At 74.4% G+C, this 25,919-nt stretch carries 7 protein-coding genes; 2 read left to right on the forward strand and 5 right to left on the reverse strand.

Going from position 1 to position 25,919, the window contains the following annotated elements; translation table 11 throughout:
* Positions 1 to 64 precede the first annotated feature (64 nt).
* The 4 genes from AB0G59_RS10750 to AB0G59_RS10765 all read right to left on the reverse strand — a co-directional run bounded on the left by AB0G59_RS10750 (position 65) and on the right by AB0G59_RS10765 (position 15,433).
* The gene (locus AB0G59_RS10750; RefSeq protein WP_360910121.1) at positions 65 to 6,268 is read right to left on the reverse strand and encodes a beta-ketoacyl synthase N-terminal-like domain-containing protein; all 6,204 of its coding nucleotides are present in this window, start codon (positions 6,266 to 6,268) and stop codon (positions 65 to 67) included.
* Positions 6,258 to 12,404, reverse strand: a complete 6,147-nt coding sequence (locus AB0G59_RS10755; protein ID WP_360910123.1) for an SDR family NAD(P)-dependent oxidoreductase — start codon at positions 12,402 to 12,404, stop codon at positions 6,258 to 6,260. Before AB0G59_RS10755 ends, AB0G59_RS10750 begins: the two co-directional genes overlap by 11 nt.
* An 88-nt stretch (positions 12,405 to 12,492) precedes the next feature.
* Positions 12,493 to 14,130, reverse strand: a complete 1,638-nt coding sequence (locus tag AB0G59_RS10760) for a PfaD family polyunsaturated fatty acid/polyketide biosynthesis protein (protein ID WP_360910479.1) — start codon at positions 14,128 to 14,130, stop codon at positions 12,493 to 12,495.
* Between the two features lie 7 nt (positions 14,131 to 14,137).
* On the reverse strand, positions 14,138 to 15,433 hold the full coding sequence (locus tag AB0G59_RS10765; RefSeq protein ID WP_360910125.1) for a cytochrome P450: 1,296 nt from the start codon (positions 15,431 to 15,433) through the stop codon (positions 14,138 to 14,140).
* A gap of 217 nt (positions 15,434 to 15,650) precedes the next feature.
* Here AB0G59_RS10765 and AB0G59_RS10770 point away from each other — a divergent pair, with 217 nt between their 5' ends.
* Both AB0G59_RS10770 and AB0G59_RS10775 read left to right on the forward strand, forming a co-directional pair.
* On the forward strand, positions 15,651 to 23,624 hold the full coding sequence (locus tag AB0G59_RS10770; RefSeq protein ID WP_360910127.1) for a type I polyketide synthase: 7,974 nt from the start codon (positions 15,651 to 15,653) through the stop codon (positions 23,622 to 23,624).
* Positions 23,625 to 23,662: 38 nt separating this feature from the next.
* Positions 23,663 to 25,117 carry an APC family permease gene (locus AB0G59_RS10775; RefSeq protein WP_360910129.1) on the forward strand — a complete coding sequence of 485 codons (1,455 nt, stop codon included), beginning with the start codon at positions 23,663 to 23,665 and terminating at the stop codon, positions 25,115 to 25,117.
* Here AB0G59_RS10775 and AB0G59_RS10780 read toward each other — a convergent pair.
* The gene (locus AB0G59_RS10780) at positions 25,085 to 25,885 is read right to left on the reverse strand and encodes a GNAT family N-acetyltransferase (protein ID WP_360910131.1); all 801 of its coding nucleotides are present in this window, start codon (positions 25,883 to 25,885) and stop codon (positions 25,085 to 25,087) included. The genes AB0G59_RS10775 and AB0G59_RS10780 overlap by 33 nt on opposite strands.
* Between the last annotated feature and the right edge of the window lie 34 nt (positions 25,886 to 25,919).

Here is a 25,919-nt window from a genome sequence, read left to right on the forward strand (position 1 = left end):
CAGGAGGCGCACTCGGCCGTCCGCGCTCTCCGGTGCTCACGCCTGGACGTGAGCTCCTCCCGGTTCATGTGCGGCCCAGTCGCATCCCCAGCCCCCGCACACGGTAGATGCGGCGGTCGTCCACCCAGAGCCAGCCGTCGGCCAGGGCGTGGTGTCCCTGTTCGTCTTCGCCCTGCTCGGTGATGTCGATGCCGACGGTGATCTGCCCGTCGGCGGGGACGGCCTGGCCTCGATACCGCCACGTGAACTCCCGTCCCGTCAGGGGTTCGAGGGTGCCGCCGGCGATCGCCGCCGCCGGGGCGGTCTCGATCAGGTGGAACTGCAACAGCTGGGCCATCGCCTCCACACCCAGCGAACCGGGCTGGACCGGGTCCCTGAAGAAGTGCGCCTTGAAGTACCAGGCACCGGCGTCCACCGGCTTCTCCGCCCGCAGCCGGCCCAGGCCCGCCGGGCCGCCGTCCGGCCAGTGGCCGGTGACGCGGTCCAGCATCCGCAGCATGGGGCCGGGAAGCCGCGCGCCACCGGCCGGGCGTTGCGCTGTGAGGTCGGCACTCACGTCGCAAGGTGCGGCCCACTGCGCGCGCTCATCGGCATCGGCGGGCAGGCCGACCTGCCGGGCGAGCGCGGTCTGCGGGAAGAACCCGAACGACGCTGTCGCGGTCAGCAGAGGCGCCCCGTCGGCCGTGCAGTCGACGGTGAAGGAGACGATCGTCGTGTCCCCGTGCCCGGCGGAGCCGGTGAGTTCCACTCGGGTACGCACGATACGTACACCCGGCCGCACGTGCCGGTGCAGTCGGGCGGTGCCGTCCAGATTACGGAAGACGAGCCGGGGCCCGGTGGTGAGGGAGCGGGTGTCGGCGGTGCAGACCGCCAGCCAGCCGCACGGCTGCAGCGCGACCTCCATCAGGACCGCCCAGGGCATCACGGCGGTGCCGTTCTGCTCGAAGTACCAGACCTCCTCGGGCACGTCGTACTCGGCGACGACCACGCTGCCCGGCCGCGGCCGGCCCGGAGAGACGTCGAGGGACACGACGCGGCTCATGAAGTGGTAGGGCGGGCCCGGCAGATGGATGGTGGTCGGTGCCCGGTCCAAGGCGGCAGCGGACGGCCCGAAGGCCTGGCCGGGGCGGCCCCAGGCGCAGGCGAGCAGCGAGGGGTAGTCGAGGGCGAAGCCGTTCTCGGTGACCGCCGGGCGGCGTTCGTGGTAGCCGACGAGGCCGCCCAGGAGTTGGGGTTCGGGGCATGCGCCGGTGGTCTGCTCACGGTGCGGTCCCAGTTCCCGCCAGTGGTCCAGCGGGGCGTCCCGCACCAGGCGCAGCGCCAGGTTCCGGCCGTGGAAGGCGTTGACGCCGTCGACGCTGACCATGGCTTCCGCGTACAGCACGGGTTCCGGGCCGGTGCTCAGGCCTCCGACGTGGATCTCGTAGACCACGTGCCGGCTCGCCGGGGTCGCCTGGCTGCGGCAGCGCGACACGGCCGTGACGCCGGGTACGGCCTCGAAGCGGGCTCCGTCGCGTTCGATGGTCAGCCCGAGGGCGGCGAGGTGGAAGGCCATGGCCTGGTGCACGCCGTGGCTCATGAGGGAACCTGCCATGACGGGGTCGTTCTTGAAGTGGCCCTCGAAGTACCAGTCGTCGGGGTGCAGCCGCGTCTCGGCGCGCAGGTAGCCGCGTCCCAGTGCGCCGCCGGTCGGCTCGAACGCGGTGATCTCCTCGATCAGCAGGAGCCGTCCGCCGTCGATGCGGGGTGTCCTCACGTGGGCGCGGGTGACGTCCCAGGCGGGTCCGAAGCAGTCGTACGGGCGACCCTCGGCGAGGGCCCGTACGGCGTCGGTGTCGAACCGCGCGGCGGTGGGAGGCGGCGTGGGCGGGTCGAAGGGCAGGTCGCGGGAGAGGGCCGCGCCCGGGGTCCACGCGATGCCGCCGGCCGCGGCGAGTTCGGCGTCGGTGAAGAATCCCGCCTGTGCGTTGCGGATGCTGACGACCGGCTCGTCGCCCGCGAAGCAGTCGTAGCGGAAGAAGAACAGCCGCGTGCCCCGGTGCTCCGCGTGGCCGTCGATGCGGATCTCGTAGCGCAGGGTCTGTCCCGCCCGTGGTGCGCTGCCGTGATAGGTGGCTTCGCAGCCGAGCAGCCGGTAGACGCGCTCGCCCCGGTTGAGGAGGTCGACGCCCAGCCAGCTGATGAGGAGCAGGTCGGCCTGGCCGGCCTCGACCAGCAGGCCGCCGGGGATCCGGCCGGTGTGGTCCAGGTACCAGGAGTCGAGCCGGATGTCGGTCTCGGTCCAGATGGTGCCCGTTCCCATGGAGGCCGGTTCCGCGTCGATGCCCGTGACGCGGTCCACCAGCAGCAGGGGCGGCCCCGGCAGGCGCGTCTGGCGCCGGTAGCCGTCCTGAGGGGCGAACAGCGGACCGAGCAGCTCGGAGACCGGGCCGTCCGCCAGCCGTTCCAATTGCGCGCGGTCGAACTTCGGTCCGGGCAGGGCCGGTCGCTGCGGCAGGGCGACCGGCGGACCGGGGTCCGGAAGCGGACCGGCCTGCGGTGGGGCCGCCGCGCGGGGCAGGGTGTCCTTCGCCGGTCGCTGACCCTTCATCAGCCGCTGCCCCTGCAGGAACCGCTGGTGCAGGGCGGCCTGCTCCGTCAGGTACTGCCGGTGCAGGGCGGTGACCCGGGCACGGTGCCGTGCGACGGCCTCAAGACCGGGCGGGAAGGGCGGCCCCGCGGTCCGCTCCCCGCTCGTCGGGGCAGCGGGGAGCACCGGGGGCAGGGCCGGTGCGGGGAGCATGACGGCGACGGGTGCGTGCGGTGCGGGCAGCCTGACGGCAGGGGGATGGGCCGGTACGCGCAGCATCCGGTCCGCCCCCGGTCCGAAGGGGCCGGCGTCGCCCGGCCCGAGCAGCCGCAGCAGCGGTGCCGGGTCGCACAGTCCGGCGGCCGCCAGGCGCTCCACCGACCGGCGCAAGCGGTGCAGGGCCCGGCCGCCGGGTTCGTCGAGAGCGACCGCCAGATGCTCCCGTCCGTGCAGGATGCGGCCGATCCAGTCGGTGCACAGGGAGAGGGGGCCGTGTTCGACGAAGACGCGGACGCCGTCGGCGTAGGCCCGCTCGATCACCGCCGGGAAGTCCACCGTCGTGGTGGACTGGGCCGTGATGGCGTCGGCGGCGCTCTCCTCGGTGGGCACGTACGGTTCGGCGGTGTCGCCCCGGTAGAAACGGACGCCCGGGACGGGCACGGTACGCCGGCGGTGCAGCCGGTACCAGGCGTCGCGGACCGTCTCCAGTTCGGGGGCGTGGGCGGAGATGTCGTAGTCGAGCCGGACCGCCCGGTGGGCGAAGCGGTCCCGTACCAGGGCGGCGCAGGCTCTCTCCTCACCTCCGATGACGCAGACGCCGGGGGCGTTGACCGCCATCAGGTGCACGGCCGGCTCGGCGGCAACGGCCTCCCGGACCTCTTCCAGCGGTGCGGTGAGGAGGTAGTTCCGCCAGCGGAGCCCGGTGATGCCCCGGGCCTGCCAGGCGCGGCGGACCGCCCGGTACTCGCCCGTGACGTCACGGGTGAACAGGTCGCCGCGCCGGGCGTCCTCGGCCAGGGCGGCGGCGTCGGGCCACGCCTCCAGAGCGACCAGCGCGGAGGTCTCGCCCGAGGAGTAGCCGATGGCCGCGTCGGGCCGCAGGCCGAGCACGTACCGGGTGATCAGGGTGTGCAGGGCGGCGAGCCGGGTGGTGGCCCAGATCCTGCCGAGCACGCCCGTGCCGGCGAAGTCCGTGGGCGGCCAGGGGTCGTCCCCGTCCCCGGTGTCGCAGCGGTGCCGGACGGCCTCGGCGAGGTCCGGCAGGGCGAGGGTCAGTTCCCGGCCCATGTGGGGGTAGGCGGCGGAACCGTTCGTGTACACGAAGGCGACCTGTCCGTGGCGCCGGGCGGGCGCGGCGGTCGTGGGCGCGGCGCGTAGCCGCACCCGCCGTCGCGGGCCCTCCAGGACCGGGACGACGGCCTCGGCCGTACGCAACGGCGTTCCGGTGTCGGCGAACCGGCCCGGTCGGGGCCTGAATCCGAGGTGCAGGGCGGTGACGGCGGTCGCGACGGCGAGCAGGCCGGCGGCGGCGTGCGGCGTGCCGAACAGTGCGGAGTTGTCGCAGCAGTCCTCCGTACCGTTCAGGGGGACGGTGCTCACCCGCAGGTCGGGCGGGCCGCCGTCGGGCTCGTCGTCCAGGACCGCGAGGACCGGTTCCCCGGCCCGCTCGGCGTCCGGCAGCCGTTTGAGGACGAGGACGACCGCGGCGTCCCCCGGTTCCCTGTCCACGCCCAGGTCGCGCAGGGCCGCCCGGTGTACGGGGTCGTGCGCGAGGTCGACCGCTCCGACGATCGCGGCGTCCGCCTCGTCCGCCCGCAGGAAGCGGGCGGCCAGGGCGAGGGCGGTGGTCCCGGAGTCCTCCTCGGCCGAGACGGTGAGGCCGGGCCCGGTCAGATCGAGCTGGCTGTTGATGCGGTTGGCGACGATGTTCATCATGGCGCCCAGAACTCCGGCGGCGGTGCCAGGAGGTGTGAACGCGTCCTGGAGCCCGGTCGGCGCACCGGGTGGCAGAGGAAGCCCGGCACGCTGCCAGAGGCCGTCGATCCGGCGGCGGGCGACATGCCGGCCCACCTGCGGGTCGACGCCCGCCCCGACGACGACGGCCGTGCGCGACGACGGAAGGGACACGCCGCCGGCGGCCTCCCGCGCGGCGTCGAGGACCAGCAGTTGCTGGGGCAGGGCCTCCCGTAGGTCCACGGGAGGGAACCGCAGGCCCTGCAGAGCGATCTCGACGCTCTCGCGCGGCTCCCGGACGGGCCGCCCCGTGCACAGCGCGACGGCGAGGTCCTCGGTGCCGCCGTCGCTTCCCACCCGGGCGGCGAGCGCGACGACCGCCAGGGGAACGCCGTCCGGCCGGGGCACGGAGGCGGGGAGCGGCAAGGGCGTGTCGTGCGTGTCCCCGGCGTCGAGAACGAGGTGGGCGTTGGAGCCGCCGAAGCCGAACGCGCTCACCGCCGCCCGGCGGGGGCCGGACCAGTCCTCGTGTTCCGTGAGGAACCGGATCGGCTGCCCCTCGAGTGTCGTGGGGGTGCCGTCGTGCGGGCAGGCCGGCAGGACCCCGGCCCCCAGCGCGGCGATCACCTTGAGCAGCGACGCCCCGCCCGCGGCGGTCAGCAGGTGGCCCACGTTGGCCTTCACGGATCCGGCCGGCAGGCCGCGGTGGGCGGCGAAGACCCGGCCCGTCGACCGGACCTCGACGGCGTCGCCCACGGTCGTCCCGGTGGCGTGACATTCCAGCAGCCCCACGGACTCGGGGGGCACCCCGGCCGACGCGTAGCCCGCGCGCATCGCGCGCTCCTGGCCCGCGGCATCGGGGGCGATCAGTCCGGAGGCGCGTCCGTCGTTGCCGAGCCCCGCGCCCCGGACCACGGCGAGCACCTGCCGGTCCTGGGCCAGGGCGTCGCTCAAGCGCATGAGGGCGAACATGACGGCGCCCTCGGACGGCACCAGGCCGTCGGCCTCCCGGTGGAACGGCCGGCTTCGCCCCGTCGGACTGCGCGCACCCATGACCGTGAATCCGCCATGGATGAGCAGGGGGTCGCAACGGCTCACCGCGCCCGCCACCATCAGGTCCGCCGCCCCGTCCTGCAGTCGGTCGCAGGCGAGTTTGACCGCGTACAGCGATGTGGCGCAGGCGGCGTCCAGGGCGTGGGCGCCGGCTTCCAGCCCCAGCGCGCGGGCCGCGAGCAGGGCCGGGAGGCCGGAGGAGAAGCGGTTGAAGGCATGGGGCCGGGGCGGCACCGCTGCCAGCAGGGCGTCCCGCACCGGGGGTTCCTGCTGAGCGAGCCATACGTGCTCGGTGTGCCGGACGGAGGCTGTGGAGGGGTACGACAGGTTGCCGAGGACGAGGCCGGCGCGCGACGGCGCGACAGCCGGGTCGCCGGCTTCGGCAAGGGCCCGGCGCCCGGCGTGAAGGACCCATTGGAAGAGCGGGTCGAGGCTCTGGACCTCGGCGAGGGCGTACGCGGCGGGGTCGAAGACGTCTTCGAAACCGTGGACGAATCCACCGGTGCCGCGGACGGCATGGGCCGAGTCCCCGGGGACGGCGGGCACGGCGCCGTGCGGCAAGCCCCAGCGGTCCTGCGGGGCCGGGCCGAGGCTGACCCGGCGGTCGAGGACGTTCCGCCAGAACGCCTCCGGGCTCAGCGCGTCCGGCAGCACGCAGCCGCGCCCCACGACGGCGATGGGTTCAAAGGCCACCGGTGTTCCGCCTCTCCTCGTTCGGAGCGCCTTCGGACGCCGGGGGGATGTCCGGCCGTCGGACCAGCTCGACATCGAGCAGGTCGGCGAAGGGGGTGCCGTCCTGGCCGGTCAGCCGCAGGTGGCACCGGGCCGGGCCGCTGTCGGCCCGACCCGGCAGGAGGGTGCAGGTGACCGGGCCCTGTGCGGGGCCACGGTGGTGGGGCAGGAACGTGCCCACGGACATCGGGAGCGTGGCGTGCCCGAGGGCCTCGCGCGCCCAGATCAGGGCGAGTTGCAGAGCGCCGTCGAGGGCGGCCGGGTCGGTCTGCCACGTGACGCCGGGCCAGCCCAGTGCGGTCAGGCCCGCGAGGGTACCCCGGGCTCCGGCCGGCCCCGTCCCCTCGACGCTCGTCACCGCGTGCAGCAACGGGCCGTGGAAGAGCAGGTCCCCGTCGTAGATCTCCCCACGCTCCCAGGGCGACAGGCCGGGGTCATCCGTCTCCGCCGGTACGGGTGGGATCGCGCCTGCCGTACCGTCATCGGTTGCCACGAGCGCCCTGCAGTGCACGCGGCCCCCGTCACCGCGTAGCTCTACGGTCAGCGAACCGGCATCCGAGGTCCCGTTCGTGCCGTGAAGGGTGAACTCCCTGTTCTGGACGTCCGTCTCTTCCCAGGTGGCCGGCAGCAGGACGCGGACGTCGCGCAGCGTCAGGGCGGTGGCAGCCGGGTTCCAGGCGCGTGCGGCCGCGAGGATCCATTCCAGCAACTGGGCAAGGGGCAGAACCGTCCGGCCCCGGATGACGTGGTGGGCCAGGTACGGGTGCGTGGCCGGGGTGACGCGCGCCGCGGCGGCCTGCGGGTGGCGCAGCCCGGTCGGCGGCAGGACGGCGGGGAGTTCTCCCTGCGCCGGGGCGCCGGAGGGCAGTGCCATGAGGAGCACCCGGTCGTCCTCGCCCGGGCGGGTCAGTTCCTCGACGAACGCCTGTGCTCCGGCCGGGATGTCCAGCAGGGGCACTCCTGCCGCCGCGAAGTGGTCCGCCAGTGCGGGGGTGACCATGCCGCCCTGCCAGGGGCCCCAGGCCAGGGCGCGCACCCGGCAGCCGGGGCGGGCGGCCGCCTCGGTGGTCGCCACCTGGTGGAGGGTCTCGTTGGCCATCGCGTAGTCGCTCTGCCCCGGGTTCCCGAAACAGCCGGCGACGGACGAGAACAGGCACAGGGTCCGCAGCGGGTCGGCGGCCGTCGCGTCCAGAAGGACGCGCAGACCCGAGACCTTGGTGCCGAAGACGTCGTCGAACTGCCGGTCGGTCTTGTCCGCGATCCGCTTGTCCGCCAGTACCCCGGCGCCGTGGACGATGCCGGTCACCGGTCCCCACTCGGTGCGCACGGCGTGCAGAGCGGCTCGCACGGCGTCGGGGTCGCGTGTGTCGGCCGGGAGGTAACGCACGGGCGCGCCCGCTTCCTCGATCGCGGAGAGGGTCGCCCGGATCTCGCGGACGGCGAGGATGCGGCGGGCCTCCTGAGCGAGACCGGCCGGGGAGGCGCCCGGCCGCTGCGCGGCGAGTGCCCGTACGAGGACGGGTTCGTCGGCCCCTGACGGCAGCCCCGGGGGCTCGTCGGCCAGTTCGGTGCGGCCCAGCAGGGCCAGCCGCGGCCGCCTGGACCTGGCGAGCGCCGTCACCGCGGCGGCGGTCACCCCTCGGGCGCCACCGGTGACGACGATGACGTCGTCGGGGCCCGGGCCGCCGTCCTCCGCTCCCGGCGGGGCGGCGACGGTCACTGCCGTCACACGGCTCCCGTCCGCGGGGAGGCCCGCTTCCAGCAACGGCCCTCCGTGGAGCAGTTCCCCGACGACCGCGTCGGCCACGGCCTCGGGTGAACGGCCCGATCGCGCGCAGTCGACGGCCTTGACCACGGCCTCCGGCCATTCCCCGGCGAGCGTCCGCACGAGTCCGGCGAGACCTCCCAGCCAGGCCCGGTCGCCCTGCGCGCCCCCCGCTCCGAAGTCCCCGCCGGTGTCCTGCGCGGTGACGAACACCCCGCCCTCCTCGGCGAACCGCGGTGCCACCGTGCGCGCCGCCCGGAAGGCATCCCGCTGCACCTCCAGCATGGCGTCGACCGTCAGGTCCTCGGCCAGGCCGCCCAGCAGCAGCACCGCCCGGCTCTCCGGCGGCAACTCCGTGACGGCTTCGGCGGGCACTCCCCGCTCGGCCAGGCGCCCGGCCACGAGGGCGGCGAGGCCGGAGCCCCCGTCGACCACGTGGACGACGTGCTCCCCCAGCCCGGGCACCGCCAGGCCGGTGGGCGGGGCGGGGACGGTGCGCAGCGCGTAGCGCCCCAGGACGGCCGGGGCCCGGACCAGCCCCGGGGCAGGACCGGGAAGAAGCTCCGGCGCCGGGGCGGGACCGGCAGCGAGCGCCGGTGCGCCCGCAGGCACTGCCGTGCCGCCGGTCGCCTCCCGCAACTTACCGACGACCTCCCGGAGCGTCCGCAGGGACACCAGATCCGTCGGGTCGCCCTGCATTTCGGGCAACTCCCCCATCCGTTGCCGCAGTACGGAGAGGATCTCCACGCGCTTGATGGAGTCGATGCCCAGCTCCGACTCCAGCTCCATGTCCAGGTCGAGCATCTCGGGCGGGTAGCCCGTCCGCTCGGCCACCACGGCCAGCAGTTCCTCTTCCAGCCGCGCGGGGTCGAACTCCGCCGGGCCGAGCCCGGTGACGGCTTCGACGGCCTGCGGCACCGCAGGAGACGGCGCGAGGGCCGGGGCGGCGGGCTGGGGGGCCGCCGGGCTGTCCGGCCGGGCGGCCGGGGGCATGACCGCGGGTGCCGGGGGCAGGTCGGAAGCCCGTTCCGGGAGCGGGAACCCCGGCTCCCCGGGCGCTGCTCCCACCAGTGCCGCGAAGGACGTCTCGGACATCCGCAGGAATGCCTGATGTGCCTCGCTCATGGACCGCAGGAAGACGGCGTGGGCGTCGGCTGTCTGACGCTGGGCGTCCTCGATCAGCGCGACCCGGGCGTCGTCCTCGCCCGACGGCGGGGCCACGTCCGCCTCCACGTCCGGCGGTACGGGGAGCGCCGCCGGAACCGGCTCGGGCCCGGGCGGTGTCGCGGCGGGAGCGGGAGCGCCGGGCAGCGCGGGCGCCTCGGGCATGACGAACACACCGGGCGGTACGGGCTCGGCGGGCGCTACGGGAACCGCGGGCGACCCCGCCGAGGACGGAGCGGACGTGTTCGCCTCCTTTCCCTGCACCGCGCTCCCCCACCGGTCCCTGTCCCCCGGGTTCTCCCCCTCCTGCGGTGGATATCGTCGACCGTGATTGCCGCCGTCGATCGGTACGGACATCCTGGGCGCGCGCCCCTGGCCGGCGGAGTACGGCACGGCGTAGTGCTGCCAGTAGGAGGCGAAGTCCAGGGCGATCCCGTGGACGGAGAGCCGGGCCAGCGCGTCCTGGAAGGCGGTCACGCCGTGCGTCCCGCGCCGGTCGAGGGGCACGGTCAGGTGGGCCCTGTCGCCGAGGATCCGATCCACCAGCGTGGTGAGGGTCGTGCCCGGTCCGGCCTCGACGAAGGTCCTCACCCCGGCCCGGTACATGGCCTCGACCTGTTCCGTGAAGCGCACGGGTTCGGTCAGTTGGCTCGCCAGGCGGGCGCGGATCTCCTCGGCGTCGGCAGGGTAGGGCGCGGCATCGGTGGTGGAGAAGACCTCCGGCCCCGGGGGCGAGAGCGCGGCACCCGTCAAGGCGGCGGAGAAGGGGGCGCGGGCGGCCGCGACGAGCGGGCTGTGGAAGGCGGCGGAGGTGGCCAGCGGCATGGTGGCGATGCCGGCGGCCTTCATCTGTTCCGTCACCGTCGCGATCGCCTCGGGAGTGCCCGAAACGACCGTCTGCCGGGGGCCGTTGTGGTTGGCGATCCACACGTCCGCCGCGCCGGTCCGCGCCAGCGCGTCCCTGGTCTCGGGGTGGCCGGCGAGGACCGCCAGCATCGCCCCCGGGGTCGCGGCCGCGGCATCGCGCATCGCCTCGCCCCGGGCGCGGGACAGGCGCATGAGCGTTCCACCGTCGTACGCGCCCGCCGCGTGCAGGGCGATGAGTTCGCCGAGGCTGTGGCCCGCGACCGCGTCCGGCCGGAGACCGAACTCGTCCAGCAGGGCCAGCAGGGCCAGGCTGTGCGCGGACAGGGCGGGCTGCGCCCACTCGGTGGCCGTGAGCAGCTCCTGCTGTGCGGCGCGCTGGCCGTCCGGCAGGGGCGGGGGGAAGACCACGCGGTGCAGTGGCGTTCCTCCGGGGTCCGTCCCGCCCGTTCCACCCACCGCGTCCCAGACGGCCAGCGCTCCGGGGTGGTGGGCCGCCAGGTCGGCCCCCATGCCGACGTACTGGGATCCCTGGCCGGGGAACAGCCAGGCGAGGCGGCCTGGCTCGCACGGTCCTGTCCCCCAGTGCAGGGCGAGCGGCCGGGAGGGGGTCTCCCCCGCGTGCAGGGCCGCGGCGGCCCGGTCGAGCCGCTCGACGAGGTGGGCGGTGTCGGTGGCCAGTACCGCGAGCCGCCGGCCCGCGTCGGGCCGGAAGTCCTCCTGGCTGCGCCGGGCCAGGTCGGCGAGACCGTGCGCCGGCCGCGCGCCGGCCTCCACCGCGGCCCGCCGGAGCTCCGCCACCCGCTCGCCGAGCTCTTCGGCTGATTCCGCACAGAGCAGCAGGAGTTCCGTCGGTGCGGTGCGCAGGCGGGGCCGGGAGCCGGCGGCGGTACCCGCCGGGGCGCGGTATTCCTCCAGCGTGGCGTGGAAGTTGCTGCCGCCGAACCCGAAGCTGGAGACGGACGCGCGGCGCGGGATGTCACCGGCCCGGATCCACGGCCGGGTCAGGGTGTTGAGGTAGAACGGGCTGGTCTCCATGCCCAGGCCGGGGTGCGGACGTTCGGCGTTGATGGTCGGGGGAAGCACCTTGTGGTGCAGGGCGAGGACGGCCTTGAGCAGGCCGGCCGCTCCCGCCGCGCTCTTGGTGTGGCCGATCTGGGACTTGACCGATCCCAGGGCGCACCACTGCCGGTCGGCACGGCCGGGCGAATCGAACACGTCCGTCAGAGAGGCGAATTCGGCCTGGTCACCGGCCTTGGTGCCGGTGCCGTGGGCCTCGACGAGTTCCACGGTGCCGGGTGCGTAGCCCGCTTCCTCGTAGGCCCGGCGCAGGGCGAGTGCCTGACCCTGGGCCCTGGGCGCGTAGATGGCCGTACCGCGCCCGTCCGAGGAACTGCCCAGGCCGCGGATGACCGCGTACACGCCGTCCCCGTCGCGTTCGGCGTCTGCCAGGCGCTTGAGGGCGAACATCACCACGGCCTCGCCGAGCATGGTCCCGTCGGCGTCCTCCGCGAACGGCCGGCACTCCTGCGTCGGGGAGAGCGCCGGGGTGGTGGTGAAGCAGCAGAACATGCCGATGTCGTTCGACGCGTCGACGCCTCCGCTGATGACCAGGTCGGCACGGCCCAAGGAGAGTTCGTCGAGGGCGGTGGACAAGGCGGCGAACGAGCTCGCGCACGCCGCGTCGGTCGTGTGGTTCGTACCGTGCAGGTCGAACCGGGCGGCGATGCGTCCGGCGACGACGTTGCTGAGCAGGCCGGGAAAGGTGTCCTCGGTCGGTGGAGGGTAGTGGTCGAGGATGCGGTCGCAGACGGCTTGCGCCTCCGCCTCGGGCAGGCCGTGCTCGCGCAGGGCCTTCAGCCAGACCGGCCGCTGGGTCGGGGCGTTGGACTCCACGAGCAGTCCCAGCGCGGCCGTGCCGAGCACGACGGACACGCGGTCGCCGTCCGGCCGGGCGACACCGCCGTCCGCGGCGTCCCGCAGGACCTGGTCGGCGATCATCAGGGCGAGCAGCTGCGCGGTGTCCGTCGACGCGAGGCTCTGCGGCGGGATGCCGTAGGCCATGGGGTCGAAGTCGACGGTGGGCAGGAAAGCGCCGCGGCGCGTGTAGATCTTCTGCGGAGTGCCGGGTACGGGGTGGTAGTAGTCGTCGATCAGCCAGCGGGTCGGCGGGACGTCCCGCATGAGGTTCCGGCGGCCGAGGATCAGCCGCCAGCTCTGCTCGACGTCACGGGCGTCCGGCAGCAGGGCGCCGAGACCGACGACGGCGACGGGTACGCGGCGTGGGAGCGGCTCATCCGGCATGGTGTTGTCCTCATGTCGCGGAACGGGGCGGGACGGAACGGGGCGGGGCGGTGGTCGGTGCGGCCGGACCGGTGGTCGCCGACAGGGGCTAGGCGAGCCGCCGGGGCCGGAAGGCGAAGGCGGCGGCGGGCACGGCGACGCCGTGACTGCGCAGTTGATGGGCTCGGGTGAGGACGGCCGCGCCCTCGAGGAGGTTCAGGGCGATCTGGACCACGTCGCGCCGGCCCGGATCGGCGAGGAAGCTGTCCGCCGCCCAGCGGTTGAACGCTCCCATGGCCGGCCCGCACCAGACCTGGTAGTCCGCGCGGCGCTCGGTGTGACCGGAGACCGCCCAGCGGCTGGACATGCCCAGGTACCAGCGGAAGGCCAGCGCCATCCGGTCCCGGGGATCCTCCTCGGCCTTGCGGAGCCGGGACGGGTCCCGCTGCTCCCAGAAGCGCACGGTCTCGGCCCAGACGGCGTCGAACGACGTCCTGAGGATGTCCTGTTCGACCCGGGCTCGCTGCCCGGGCGGGATGTCCTCCCAGCTCTCGTGGTCGCGGTAGAGCTCGTAGAGCAGGGCGGCGCGCCCGGCGAAGAGTGTCCCCCGGCGCAGCACTTGGAGTTTCACGCCCAGCTCGAACATGTCGGCCGCGGGCGCCATGGTCACGTCGGCGACGTCGGCCCGCGCCAGCATCGCCTTCGCGTCGTCCGACAGCCCTGACTCCCGGGCGGCCTGATTGACGGAACCGGTCAGCACGTACGCCGCGCCCAGGGCGAAGGCGCCGGCCACCGCGGCGGGCGTGCCCAGGCCGCCCGCCGCCCCGATCCTGATGCCGCGGTCGTAGCCGTGCACGGCGGTCAGTTCGTCCCGCAGGGCCAGCATGGCCGGCAGCAGGACCGTGAGCGGACGGTTGTCGGTGTGCCCGCCGCTGTCCGCCTCGACGGTGACGTCCTCCGCGACGGGCACCCGGGCGGCCAGCTCGGCCTCGTCCTCGGTCAGCTGCCCCCGCTCCACGAGAGCGCGCACCAAGGGCTCGGGAGCCGGCGTCATGAAGGGCCCCGCGACCTCGGGCCGGGACACTTTGGCGAACAGTCGCGTGCCGCGCAGGATCCGCCCCTGTGGTCCGCGGCGCAGTCCGCGGGCGGCGACCTTGACCACCGCGGGGGTGAGGGCCATGAACGCGGAGGCGGAGACGGCCGGTACGCGGTGGCGCAGGGCGATCTCGGCGACCCGGTCCTCCAGCATCGGCTCACCGGGCGAATGGATGAGGTTCACGCCCCAGTTCGGTCTCCCCCCGAGCCCGGAGGCCAGCTCGGCCACCGCCCGTTCGACACGCTCCAGGTCCAGTCCGGCGGCGCCGAAGAAGCCGAGCATGCCCGCCCGGGCCATGGCGGAGACCATGCCCACGGTCGCGATGCCGCCCGCCATCTCTCCGGCGACGTAGGGGAACCGCACCCCGTGCGCCTCGCCGAAGGAGCGGTCCCCGAGCCACTCCGGGTAGAGCGGCGGCAGGGTGCCCAGCAGGGGCAGCCCCCGCCGGCCGGGGACGACCGGTCCCGTGGAACCGCCGACGGCGATCCCGGTCCCCCGTCCCGCAGGGGCGGTCACGAGATGGACGGCCTCTCTGATGACGACCGCCGTGCTCAGGATCTCCGCCGGTGTGAAGGCGGCCGGGCGCTCGCCCGGGTACCACAGAACGGGTGCGGCGAGGGCCGGAGGGGCAGCCGGCCGAGGAGACGCCATCACGACGTCAGCCGTGGACGGCGCGGTTGCCCGCCGCGAACCGCAGCGACATGTGATCGGCGGTGCGCGGGAGAGGACGTTCGGGACCCAGGCGGTGCGGCGAGGTGATGCGCCAGTCACGCGTGAGGAGTTCGGTGAGGAGCGTGGCACTGGTGGAGAGGACGATCTCCTTGCCGAGGCACTGGGCGGGGCCACGGCTGAACGGTGCGACCGACCAGTCCGCCTCGGCCCGCCCGTCGAGCCACACTTCGGGTTCGAACCGGTCGGCGTACGGAAGGCGCCGGGCGTCCCGGTGGAAGAACGGGGTGCAGGCGATCACCGCCGCGCCCGCCGGAAGGGTCCAGCCGCCCGGCCAGTGCGTCTCGGCAGTGGTGTCGCGCACGAGGGCCAGGGTCGTGGGCCACAGCCGCTGGGCCTCCAGGACGCAGGCCCTGAGGTACGCACGGTCCGCGCGGGCCCTGGCCGAATGCTCCGGGCGGCCGGCCAGGAGGCCGAGCGTGAGGTAGTCGGAGACAGGTGCGGCATCGAAGGCGAAGAACCAGTGCTGCATCTGGGCCACGGGCTTGATCTCCGCTGTGGCTGGGGTGGCACTCACCGCCCGGGCCAGGCCGCCCGGCTCGGGCAGGTCGATGTAGCGCTGGCAGCGGACGAACAACTCATCGCGCAGACGGTGGCGTTTGCGGTGCAGCATGAACCAATTGCCGTCGCCGCGCAGCTTGTCCCGTAGCTCGGTGATGCGCTCGTCGTCCCGGGCGGCGTCACCGAAGACGATCCGGCGCACGATGCGTTGGTAAGCGTCGCGGAACCGCTTCCACGTGAGCGGGCCCCCGGCGAGCAGTGGCCGCGCCTCCTCCTCGACGGCTGCCCGGCAGGCTTCGCGGAACCACTGCCCGGCCACGCAACGGTCGATTGCGGCCTCGTTGAACCTGCGCCGATCCGCCTTGAGGGCGCCCGGAGTGATCAACACGGCGTCCGGCTCGAAATGTGACAGGGCGGCCATTTTCTCGCGGTTGGCAGTCGTGAACGACACACCGGTCTCGGCGAGCATGCGGCGGGCGTCGTCGGCCGAGAGGAGGATGAGACCTGTTCTGCCGAAGGCGTTGACGAGCACCGGCCCCGGACCGTGACGCTCGCGCAAGTCGTCCAGAAGCCGGCAGCCCCAAGCGTGGGTGTCCAGTGCGGCCGTCAGCCTGACCCCCAGGGGGCGACGGAGACAGGCTCCCTGGACGAGGGTGGGGAGCACGCCGATGACGAGCAACCGCACGACATCGGTCCGGCCGGCTCGGGTAGGTCCTGGTGCCACGACAGCGACTCCTCCCGCTAGGGAAGCTTCTGGGAAGAAGCTGCCCGGCGCGTTCCCCGCTACCCGCAGGGGGAATCGAGCTCACCCGATCAGGTGAGTGCACGCACCGGCCCGGCGGGCCGGGACCGCCGAGTTCCCCTGGCATCGCGGGTGAGGACTGTGGTGTGGTCCGCGTGGGGCGCTCTCGCGCGCCTCGAGGCGGAGGGGTGGGGATGAAATGACGGAGATCCGCGGCGAATTGATCCGTGCGCTGCCGGGGGTACTGGAGGCCCACGCGGCCCGGGTGGGCGGGAAGACCGCGTTCCGCGATGCACGGCGGGGCGTCACGTACAAGGAGCTGGAGGAGCGGACCCGCCGGCTGGCGGGCCACCTGATGCGGCTGGGGGTACGGAGGGGCGACCGGGTGGCGCTCCTTCTGGGCAACCGGGTGGAGATGGTGGAGGGTTTCCTCGCGGTTCTGCGGGCGGGAGCGGTGGGGGTCCCGCTCGATTCCGGGGCCGCGGACGCGGAGCTCGCCCACTTCCTCGACGACAGCGGGGCCGTCGCGGTGATCACCGAGGAGACGCTGCTGGCGCGGGTCTCGCGATGGGCGGCGGTGCGGCCGGGGTTACGGTCGCGGATTCTGGTGGCGGGCACGAGCGCCGTACCGGACGGAGCAGCCGCGGCCACCCACTCCTTCGAAGAGTTCGCCGGGTCGGATCCGGGGTGCGCGCCCCGGGACGACCTCGGTCTGGACGAGCCGGCCTGGATCCTCTACACCTCGGGGACCACGGGACGGAGCAAGGGCGTGGTCTCCAGCCAGCGCGCCGCGCTGTGGTCCGTTGCGGCGGCCTACGTCCCGCTGTGGGGCCTGGGGCCGCGGGACCGGCTGCTGTGGCCGCTGCCGATGTTCCACGCCTACGCGCACTCGTTGTGCGTGCTGGGAGTGGTGGCCGTGGGCGCGAGCGCGTACCTCCTCGACCGGGGCGCGAGCGTCACGCAGGCGCTCACCGGGCAGCGGTTCACCATCGTGGCCGGTGTGCCCGCCACCTACCGTCTGCTGACGAGCGCGGTCCGCGAGGCCTCCCGGCCGCCGACGGGTCTGCGTCTGTGTGTCACCGCGGGCGCACCGTGTCCCCAGGATCTGCGGGCGGACGTCGAGGAGTTGCTGGGTGCGCCGTTGCTCGACGGCTACGGCAGTACCGAGACCTGCGGGAAGATCACGGTCGACCGGCTCGGTGGTTCCGGGGGCGTCGGCGCCGGCGGTCTGCCGGTGCCCGGCGTCGAGGTGCGGCTGGCCGGTCCCGCCCGTGGTGACGACGTCGCCGACGGGGACGAGGGGGAGATCTGGGTCCGCGGTCCGAACCTGATGCTCGGGTATCACAACCGCCCGGAGGACACCGCGCGGGCGTTCAAGGACGGCTGGTACCGCACAGGCGATCTCGGTCGCCGCGGGCGGCACGGCGGTCTGCGCGTCACGGGCCGGGTCAGGGAACTGATCATCCGTGGCGGGGAGAACATCAACCCGGTCGAGGTCGAGCACGTGCTGCTCACCTGCCCCGGCGTCGTGGACGCGGCCGTCGTCGGCAGGCCGCACGACGTGCTGGGCGAGGTGCCGGTGGCGTTCGTGGTCACCGATGCGGGGCGCGGCGTCGACACCGCCCGCGTACGTGCCCTGTGCCGGGAGCGGCTGTCGGACTTCAAGGTGCCCGACGAGGTGTACGAGACCGGCACCGTGCCCCGTACCCCCTCCGGCAAGACCGATCGTCCCGCGCTGGCCCGGCAGCTGGCCGAACGGCTCGAGTCGGCGCGCGAGGCCACGGCGTCCGCCCTGCGCGGGCGCCTGCCGGCGCTGACCCCGTCCGGGCGGTCCGACACCGTGCTGCGCCTCGTCCTCGCCGCGACGGCGCACGCCAGCGGCGTGCCGGAGCGGGACCTGGCACCGGACCGGCCCTTCACCGCTTTCGGGATCACCTCTCTCGGGGGTGTGCTGCTGCGTGACCGGCTCGGCGCGGCCACCGGCCTGGAGCTGCCCGCCACCTTGGTGTTCGACCACCCGACGCCCGCCGCGGCGGCGGCGTTCCTGGAGGCCGCGCTGCTCGGTGGCCCGGCCCCGGACGGCGGCGGGGCGCGTACGCCCTCGGCGGAGCCGGTGGCCGTCGTCGCGATGGCCTGCCGGTATCCGGGCGGCGTGGCCTCGCCCGAGGACCTGTGGAAGCTGGTCGCGGATGGGGGTGACGCGACCTCGGACGTCCCCGACGACCGGGGCTGGGACCTGTCCGCCCTCCACGACCCCGATCCCGACCGGCTCGGCAGGTCCGTCACCCTCCGCGGCGGGTTCCTGCGCGGGGCGGCCGACTTCGATGCGGCCTTCTTCGGGATGTCGCCACGGGAGGCGCTGGCCACCGATCCGCAGCAGCGGCTGCTCCTGGAGACCACCTGGGAGCTCTGTGAGCGGGCCGGCATCGACCCGACGGCCCTGCGCGGCAGTGACACCGGCGTCTTCGTCGGCGTGATGCACGACGACTACGCCGGCCGTCTCCTGCACCGCGGCCCGCACGAGCTGGAGGCGCACCTCGCCCTGGGCTCGGCGGGCAGCGTGGCCTCGGGCCGTATCGCCTACGCCCTGGACCTGCGCGGGCCCGCCGTGACCGTGGACACCGCCTGCTCGTCGTCGCTGGTGGCCGTGCACGCGGCGGCACAGGCCCTGCGGTCCGGCGAGTGCTCACTGGCCGTGGCCGGGGGCGTGACCGTCATGGCCACTCCGGCCTCGTTCGTCGCGTTCAGCAGGCTGCGCGGTCTGGCGCCGGACGGCCGGTGCAAGCCGTTCTCGGCCACCGCCGACGGCACCGCCTGGGCCGAGGGCGCCGCGGTGATCCTGCTGGAGCGCCTGTCCGACGCGCGGCGCAACGGCCATCCGGTGCTGGCCGTGCTCCGCGGTTCGGCCGTCGCTTCCGACGGCGCGTCCAACGGCCTGACCGCGCCGAGCGGCCCGGCCCAGCAGGAGGTGATCCGCCGGGCCCTGGCCGACGCCGGGCTGTCCCCGGCCGACGTCGACACGGTCGAGACGCACGGCACCGGTACCGCGCTCGGCGACCCGGTGGAGGCCCGGGCGCTGCAGGCCGCGTACGGGAGGGAACGGCCCGCCGACCGGCCGCTGTGGCTCGGTGCGCTCAAGTCCAACATCGGGCACACTCAGGCCGCGGCCGGTGTCGGCGGTGTCATCAAGACCGTCATGGCGATGCGTCACGGACGGCTGCCACGCGTTCTGCACTGCGAGGAGCCGTCACCGCATGTGGACTGGTCGTCGGGCGCCGTACGGCTTCCGACGCGGGAGGAGGTGTGGCACCCGGCGCCCGGCTGCCCGCGCCGGGCCGGAGTGTCCGCGTTCGGTATCGGCGGGACCAACGCCCACGTCATCCTGGAAGAGGCCCTTGAGGAGCTTGCTGAGGGGACCGCTGAGAAGCCCCCTCCGGAAGGGCCCTGGAGTACGGTGCCACCGCTGCTGCTGTCGGGCGCGGATCCGCGGGCCCTGCGCGCGCAGGCCGGGCAGGTGGCGTCCCTGCTGCGGGAACGGCCCGAGCTGTCCTTGCTGGATGTCGCCTTTTCCCTGGCCACGACCCGGGCGGCACTCACGCACCGGGCAGCCGTGACCGCAGGGGACCGCGAGGCGCTGCTGAAGGCTCTGGACATGTGGGCGGCGACCGGTGCCGGACCTGGCGGCGCCGGGGCGGGGCCGGTCCCGCATGCCGGACGGCTGGCCCTGCTGTTCTCCGGCCAGGGCGCGCAACGGCCCGGCATGGGACGGGAACTGCACCGTGCCTTCCCCGTATTCGCGGCTGCCTTCGACGCCCTGTGTGAACGGTTCGACAGCACCGGCAGCCTGGAGCGGCCCCTGTGCTCCGTGCTGTGGGCGGACCGAGACTCCGGCGATGGCGCTCTGCTGGACAGGGCGGACTTCGCGCAGGCGGGTCTGTTCGTCTTCGAAGTGGCGCTGTTCCGGCTGCTGGAGACCTGGGGGGTACGGCCGGACGCTGTGGTCGGGCACTCCGTGGGCGAGCTGGCGGCGGCTCACGTCGCGGGCGTCCTGTCGGAGCCGGAAGCGGTGGAGCTGGTCGCGGCCCGGGGGCGGCTGATGCGTCAACTGCCCGGTACCGGCGCCATGGTGGCCCTGGAAGCCTCCGAGGACGAGGTGGCGCGAGAGCTGGCGGATCTGACGCACCGCGTGGCGATCGCGGCGGTGAACGGTCCACGGTCGGTCGTCGTCTCCGGGGAGGAGGAAGCCGTGCTCACCGTCGCGTCCCGGTTCGCCGGGCGCGGGCGCCGCGCCACGCGGCTGCGCGCCGGCCATGCCTTCCACTCGCCGCTGGTGGAACCGATGCTCGCCGAGTTCGGCCGCGTCGCGTCCGCGGTGACCTACGGGACGCCGCGCATCCCGGTGATCTCGTCCTTGACGGGACGCCGGGCGGACGGGGACGACCTGCGCTCGGCGTCGTACTGGGTGCGCCACGCCCGCGAAACCGTACGGTTCGGCGACGCCCTGCACCGTCTCGTGCACGACGAGCAGGTGACCGCCTGCGCGGAGGTGGGCCCCGACGCGCAGCTCACGGCGGCTGCCATGAGCAGCGCCGCCGGGCAGCGCGAGGGGCTGGTGTGCACGGCCACCGCACGGGCCGGCGTGCCGGAGGCGGAGACGGTCCTGGCCGCGCTCGGCCGGCTGCACACACACGCCGTGCCGGTGGACTGGCCCCGGGTGTTCACGGGCAGCGGCGCCCGGCGGGTGGACCTGCCGACCTACCCCTTCCAGCGGCAGCGCTACTGGCTGGACGACACCGCCGCCCACGTCCCGGCCGGCGGCGAACATCCCCTGCTGACCGGGACGACCACCGTGCCCGGCACGGAACGCCTGCTGTGCACCGGTCACCTCTCCGTCACGGCCCAGCCGTGGCTGCGCGACCATGTCGTCGCCGGGCAGGTGCTCGTACCCTCCGCCGCGTTCGCCGACATGGTGGTCCACGCGGGCGACGCGTGCGGGCTGGAGGTCGTCGAGGACTTCGTGCTGCTGGCGCCGCTGCCCCTGTCCGGATCCGGGGAAGGGGTCCAGGTGCAGGTGGTGCTCGGTGAACCGGACGCCTCGGGCCGCCGCATCGCGGATGTCCACTCCCGCCCACGGGAGTCGGGCCCGCTCGGCGCCTGGACGCACCACGCGACCGGACGGCTCGGCCCGGCCACCGGGCGCGGAGGTCATGATTCCGGCGCCTCCGCGTGGCCGCCCGCGGGTGCGGTGCCCGTGGACCTCACGGGTGCGTACGAGCGCCTGGCCGACGCCGGTTACGCGTACGGCCCTGCCTTCAGGGGCGTCACGGCCGTCTGGCGCGGGCCGGATGAAGAGGTGTTCGCGGAAGTGCGGCTGCCCGAGGCGACGAGCACCGACGCCGGCCGGTACGGCATTCACCCCGCGCTGCTGGACGCCTCCCTGCACGCGTCACTGCTCGCCGTGCCGCTCGCCGGTCCCGTCCGGATGCCGTTCGCCTGGCGCGGCATGAGCGTGTACGCCGTCGGTGCCACGGCGCTGCGCGTACGCATACGCACCACGGGCACGGACACGGTCGCCGTGGACCTCGCCGACCCCGCGGGGAGGCCGGTGGCCGGGGTGGAGTCCTTGACCACCCGGCCGCTACCGGAATCCACCGCGGCCGCGGAAGCGAGCGGGGCCCTGTACAGCCTGCGGTGGGTGGGCATTCCGGCCGACGGCGACGGGCCGTCCGTGTCCGTGACGGAACCCGACGACATCGGCGTGCGCTCCGTGCTCCCCTCGCCGCCGGCCGGACGGGGGACCGCCCCCGGGACGGTGGTGATCTCCCTGTCCTCCCCCTCCTCGGGTGCCGGCCCCGTCGCGGACACCCATGCCTTGACCGCACGTGCCCTGGCCGTGCTGCGAGGGCGCCTGTCCGCCCCGGCCGCGCCCGGGTCGCGCCTCGTCGTGGTGACCCGCGGCGCCACCTCGACGGAGCCGGACCTGTCGGCCGCGGCGGTGTGGGGCCTGGTGCGTTCGGCGCAGGCGGAGCATCCCGGGCGCCTCACGGTCGTGGACACCGACGGCCGGCCCGAGTCCCTGCGCCTGCTGCCCGCCGCCGTCGCCACCGGCGAACCCCAGCTCTCCCTCGCAGAGGGAGCCGTGCGCGTCCCCCGACTGGCCGGCTCGGACAACCGGCCGGGCAGTCTTCCGGCAGAAGGCACGGTCCTGGTGACGGGCGGCACCGGAGCCCTGGGCGGCCTGCTGGCCCGGCACCTCGTCACCCGGCACCACGTCCGCCGCCTCGTCCTCCTCAGCCGTCATGGCCTTCGGTCGGCTGCCGCGCGGCGGCTGGCGGCAGAGCTGGAGGAGTCCGGCGCCCACGTGGACGTGATCGCGTGCGATGCCGCCGACCGCCCCCGCCTGACCGACGTCATGACGACGTACGCGCACGAACTGAGCGCCGTCGTGCATGCCGCCGGTGTCCTGGACGACGGCGTGCTGGAGTCCCTGACACCCGGGCGGCTCGCCGCGGTGCTGCGGCCGAAGGCGGACGCCGCCTGGAACCTCCACGAGCTGACGAGGCATCTGCCCCTGTCGCACTTCGTCCTGTTCTCCTCGGCGGCCGGACTGCTGGGCACCGCCGGCCAGGCCAACTACGCCTCCGCGAACGCCTTCCTGGACGCGCTCGCGCACCACCGCGCCTCGCTCGGTCTGCCGGCCCTCTCCCTCGCATGGGGCCCGTGGGCGGGCGGGGAGGGAATGGCGGCGCGCACCACCGGCCACAACCAGGCCCTGGACGGCGTGCTGCGCGCCGTCTCCCCCGCACAGGGGCTGGCGATGTTCGACGCGGCGCTGGGCAGCGACGAAACGGTGCTCGCCCCGCTGCTGCTGGACCGTTCCCGGCCGTCGGGGACCGCCGGGCGGCCGGTGCCGCCGCCCCTGCGCGGGCTGCTGCGCACGACCCGTCAGTCAGCGGCCCGGGCCGAGGCCGGAGCCGGCGACGACCCTACGATCGCGGCCCGGGCCTGGCGGGAACGGCTCGCCGCACTGCCCGCGTCCGAGCGGGCACCGGCCCTGCTGGAACTGGTCCGCGAGGAAGTCGCCACGGTGCTCGGCCATACCGGCGCGGCCGCTGTGCCCCCCGGCCGCCCCTTCGCCGAGCTGGGCTTCGACTCCCTGACCGGGGTACTGCTGCGCAACCGTCTCAGCGCGCTCACCGGCCTGCCGCTGCCCGCCTCTGTCGTGTTCGAGCGGCCCAGCGCCGCGGAGCTGGCCGGCCATCTCCACGACGAACTGGCCGGAGCCCTGCTCGAAGAGGCCACCACCGCGCCCGCCTCCCCACCGGGAACGGCACGGCCGGCGCAGCGCCTCGCCTCCCTCTACCGGCGCGTGTGCGAGGCGGGCGACGTGGTGTCGGCAATGCACTTGCTGGTGACCGCCTCGCTCGCCGTGCCTGTCTTCGGAGGCGCCGACAGCGCCCCGCACGAGCTCGCGCCCCTCAAGCTCGCGGAAGGCGCCACCGGTCCCGCTCTGGTGTGTCTGCCCGGCTTCTCCCCCACTCTCGGCAGGCCCTGGCACGCCACGCTGGCCGCTTCCTTCGGCGGCGAGCGGGACGTCCTCGAGATCCAGCACCCCGGCATCGTCCACGGCGACGCCGTGCCACGCGACTGGGAGACCCTCGTGGACCTGCACGCCGGCACCGTGCGCGAGCACCTCGGCGACCGCCCGTACGCCGTCCTCGGCTCCTCGATGGGCGGCTGCCCGGCGCACTCGGTGGCCGCACGCCTCGCGGCGACCGGCACACCACCGATCGGCCTCGTCCTCATCGACACCTACCACGTCACCCCCGACCTCGAGGACGAGCCGTGGCTGCTCGCCCTGCCGGCCCGTCTCCCCCTGCGCATGGGCGAGCGCTTCGACACCGCCGTGGACGACATGGCCATGGCCGCCCTCGGCGCCTACACCCGCATCGCCCGCGGCTGGCAGCCGGAACCGGCCGACGTCCCCACCCTCCTGCTCCGCGCCACCGACGCGCTGCCGCGAACTTCCTGGCCCATGCCGCACATTGCCGTGGACGTCCCCGGCAACCACTGGAGCATGACCGAGGAGCACGCCCACACGACGGCGCGGGCGATCAGGGAATGGCTCGACGCACGCCTCCTTCCCCGCCCCACAACCACCCCACTACCGTGACCCCCCGCGCCAACAGTTGCACTGCTGGGGAGGCGGGCATGGCGGACGCAGAAGGCAGTGGTACGGGAGCCGAGCTGCGGCGGGATGCCGTGGGCGGGACCGCGGTGCTGTTCCAGAGCGTGACGGCCATGGCGCCCGCGGCGGCCGTGGTGGCCTCGATTCCGGGCGGGGCTGCTTTCGCCGGAGGCAGCCTGCCACTGTCCGTCCTCCTCGCCCTGGCCGCGTCGCTGCTCACGGCGTCCGCGCTGGGCGAACTCGCCCGGCACCTGCCGGCCGCCGGCTCGGTGGCGACCTACGCCGCCCGGGGACTGCATCCCGCGGCCGGCTTCCTGGTCGCCTGGGGGTACGTCTTCGCCGAAGCGCTCGTCCCACCGCTGGTGCTGCTCCAGCTCGGCTTCACCATGGCGGGCACGCTGCACCGCCAGTGGGCCGCGTACCCGGCGGACCTGTGGTGGCCGTGGGTCCTGGCCGGTGCGGCGGCTGTCGCCGCGGCCGGATACCGGGGCATTCGGGCCTCCGCACGGCTCGGCACCGTTCTCGGCGTCTTCGAGATCGCCGCCCTCGTCGTGTTCGCGGCGCTGCTGATCGTCCAGGCGGGGAAGGCCAACACCCTGTCCGTCTTCACCCCTTCGCACACCGCCCCCGGCCAGTCCGCCGCCGGAGGGGTCCTCGCCGGATCGGTCTACTGCATGCTCGCCTTCGCGGGGTTCGAGGCCGCCGCCCCGCTGGCCGAGGAGGCCCGCCGGCCCCGGCGGACGATCCGGCGAGCCGTGGTCGGCGCGGCCCTGGGCGTGGGGGCCTTCTACGTCCTGACCACCTACGCCATGACCGTCTACTACGGACCCGGCCGGTTCGCGGGCTTCGGCGCGGACGGCGACGCGTCGTGGGACGGGGTGGCCCGCGGAGCGTTCGGCCTGATGTGGCTGCCCGTGTTCCTGGCGGTGGTCAACTCCTGCGTCGCCAACGCCAACGCGGGCGCCAACGCGGCGACGCGCACGGCCTACGCGTTCGGCCGTGCCGGACTCTTCCCACGGCCCCTGGCCACCGTCCACCCCCGGCACCGTTCCCCGGTGACGGCCCTCGCGGCACAGACCGTCGTGACCGTCGCGGTGGCCCTGGCACTGGGCTTCGCGTACGGCCCTGTCACCGCCTTCTATCTGATCGCCACGGGGGTCGTCATCGTGGTCGTCGGCGTGTACATCACGGCCAACCTGGCCTGTGCGGGGTACTTCCTGCGCCGTCCGGGGCTCCGCCCGGTACGCCACCTCCTCGTCCCCGCCCTGGCGAGCACCGCCCTCGTACCGGCCCTGCTCACCGCCGCCGGGCTGCCGGTGTTCTCCTTCGTCACCCCGCTCCAGCCACCGGTCTCGTACGCGGGCGCGGCCGTGGGCGCATGGCTGTCGCTGGGGGTGGGCGTGCTGCTGGTGGTGCGGCGCCGGCACCCGGAGCGGCTGAGCCGGTCAGCCTTTCAGGGCGTAGAAGTGGATCGGTGAGTTCGGCTTGAACCCGATGCGCGGGTACACAGGGGCCCCTGCGGCGGTCGCGTGCAGAACGGCGCGGGTCAGCCCGGTGGCCCGGGCGCCCTCGTACAGCGCCTTGCGCGTGACCGCCTCGCCGTAGCCCCTGCGCTGCCACCGCGGATCTGTGGCGACAAGCGCGACGAAGAGGCGGCCTTCCGCTTCGACCGCACCGGCGCACGCCACGGGAACGTCTCCTCGCATGGCCAGGTAGGCGAACACCTCGTTCTTCCAGAGCCTGGATCCGACGAGCCCGTCACGGCCCTCGTCCAAGGTGAAGTCGTAAGCGCGCGAGTTGAGGTCCGCATACGCTCGCAGCTGTTCGTCGGTCGACACCCGCACGAACGTCAGGTCGGGGTGGACCGGCTCGGGGACGGGGAGCAGATCTCCGGCCATGCCCGTGGCGGGAAAGGCGTACTGAAGTCCCGCCTCCTCCACCGCCGTCCCCAGCGCCGAACGAGCCTCCTCGTCGAGGAGGTCCTCGAAGAGCCACAGGAAGCCCGGGTACTTCTTCGCGCGCATGATCTCCGCTGCCCGGCGCAGCCGACGCCCGATGAGCTCCGCGTCCGCACCCACATCCGTCAAGGTGAGGCAGTTCCAGAAGGCGAACCGGCAGTCGGCCCAGCGAACGGCGATGCCCGGAAGATCGCGCACATCCGCACCCGCATCGCGGTCGAGCACCATGGCCCGCCAGACCACAGCCAGCTGCTCCACCGACTCGATGGACTCCGCGAGATCGTTCACCGTACCTCCAGGGAATCATTGGGCGTTCGGCACC

The sequence above is a fragment of the Streptomyces sp. NPDC021096 genome (genome assembly GCF_040641275.1).
In the GTDB taxonomy this organism is placed as follows: domain Bacteria; phylum Actinomycetota; class Actinomycetes; order Streptomycetales; family Streptomycetaceae; genus Streptomyces.

Excerpts from the sequence above, each read along its gene's own strand:
- AB0G59_RS10755 (WP_360910123.1), bottom strand. The coding sequence starts at position 12,404 with ATGCCGGATGAGCCGCTCCCACGCCGCGTACCCGTCGCCGTCGTCGGT.
- AB0G59_RS10760 (WP_360910479.1), bottom strand. The coding sequence starts at position 14,130 with ATGGCGTCTCCTCGGCCGGCTGCCCCTCCGGCCCTCGCCGCACCCGTT.
- AB0G59_RS10770 (WP_360910127.1), top strand. The coding sequence starts at position 15,651 with ATGACGGAGATCCGCGGCGAATTGATCCGTGCGCTGCCGGGGGTACTG.
- AB0G59_RS10775 (WP_360910129.1), top strand. The coding sequence starts at position 23,663 with ATGGCGGACGCAGAAGGCAGTGGTACGGGAGCCGAGCTGCGGCGGGAT.